The sequence below is a fragment of the Synechococcus sp. F70.1 genome (assembly GCF_047502745.1).
Taxonomy (GTDB): domain Bacteria; phylum Cyanobacteriota; class Cyanobacteriia; order Thermostichales; family Thermostichaceae; genus Thermostichus.
Map to the genome: position 1 here is coordinate 1 of NZ_JANSJL010000081.1, position 1,479 is coordinate 1,479.

General features: G+C 57.8%; 3 protein-coding genes. 1 reads left to right on the forward strand and 2 read right to left on the reverse strand.

Features of this window, described 5'->3' with window-relative positions:
- Both NW860_RS08595 and NW860_RS08600 read right to left on the reverse strand, forming a co-directional pair.
- The coding region (locus NW860_RS08595; RefSeq protein ID WP_414513631.1) for a zinc ribbon domain-containing protein at positions 1–359 on the reverse strand (359 nt) is incomplete at its 3' end.
- A gap of 30 nt (positions 360–389) precedes the next feature.
- Positions 390–890, reverse strand: a complete 501-nt coding sequence (locus NW860_RS08600; protein ID WP_414513633.1) for an RNA-guided endonuclease InsQ/TnpB family protein — start codon at positions 888–890, stop codon at positions 390–392.
- A gap of 337 nt (positions 891–1,227) precedes the next feature.
- On the opposite strand from NW860_RS08600, the gene NW860_RS08605 reads away from it, so the two are divergent.
- Positions 1,228–1,479: hypothetical protein (locus NW860_RS08605; RefSeq protein ID WP_414513635.1), on the forward strand; the 252-nt coding region annotated here is incomplete at its 3' end.

The window sequence follows — 1,479 nt, forward strand, 5'->3', positions numbered from 1 at the left end:
TTGACATACTCCCCGCCCTGAAGGGCATTCGCGACAGCGGGCCGTAGGCCGGGGATTCTCGTTCTTGGTTCCACGAGCGCACTTACCATGTCAGGTTGCCCCTTCATGGCAGCGGTGCCGCTCTTCCCAAGCGTTCCCCCTTCCGGGGCGGTTCCCTCATGCCCTGAGGTACCGTTCCACACCATGCCCAAGAGTTCTAGACCTCGGCGCAAGATGTTGAGAGCGGCGTTGTGGTCGCGACACAGCACCAGACCGCAACGCGGGCATCGGTGTGTGCGAGTGGATAAAGTCTTCTTCACCAGGTAGCCGCACCTTGAACACTCCTGGGTGGTGTACTCCGGCGGCACGGCAATCACCACCTTGCCAATCGCGTAAGCGGGACGTAGTCCTTACACCTTGCCGTAGTCGTCCAGCCACCCGGTGAAAATGCTCCATGCGGCATCCTGGAAAGTGCTCCTCACCGCTAACGCGAACGACTTGGCCAGATGATGGTTCTTGACCAAGTTCTGCACCTGCAAGTCCTCATACACCACGACGTCGTTAGATGCCACCACGCACCGGGCAAGCTTGATTGCCCAGTCTCTACGTTGGCGTTGAACCTTGAGGTGCAGCTTGCCAAGACGTTGTTTCTGCTTGAGATAGTTCTTGGACTGCCCCTTGCTGTCTTTCCTAAACCTGCGGCTCAACCTCCTTTGGTGTTTTTTGAGTCTGCGTTCAGCACGGCGCAGAAACTTAGGGCAACTGACCTTGTTACCGTGTTGGTCGGTGTAGAAGTGCTCCAGCCCTAAGTCAAGGCCGATCACGTTGCCGGTGTACTGGCTCTTTTCCCTGCGCTCAAGGTCAAGGCAGCACTGGGCGTAGTACCCATCTGCCCGCCGGATAACCCGCACCCGGTTGATTTTGGAGCTGAGGATGAGTTTCCTGGCCTCCCCGCTGCAGTAAAGGCAAAGGTGCCAGCCTGGTTGCCGTCGGTGTTCGCGTTAGCGGGCCGTAGGCCTTAGGTGATGGACATTCCATCTGCCGACAACTTCCAGCCCGACTGCTTGTACTCCACCGAGCGGCAGTTCTTTTTGCTCGCGAAGCGGCGCGGAGCGCTCACTGGGGGTAGCCCTTCTTCTTCTCACCATCACGACAACGGCGGTAGAAGCTGGAGATGGCTGCCCAAGCTCCCTCTGCACTAGCTTGCCTGGCTGCTGAGTTGAGCTTGGCAGCAAACTCCTGGGCCAGATGCTTACAAAGAGCGTACAGCTCCTTCTTGCCCACGCTTTGATTGTCCATCCAATAGTGCAGGCATTTGTTGCGCACACACTGCGCTGTGCGGGTGGCTTCATCCAAGGCTTGGTACTGGGCTGGTGCTCCATGAAGGAGCTTGGCTTCCCTCGCTTTAGCGGCGCGGAGCGCTTTGACGCGCATGATGCTAGTTTATCAGGGGAAACCTTGGATAAAATGCTGCGCCTTACATCCCCACCTTCAAAGGCG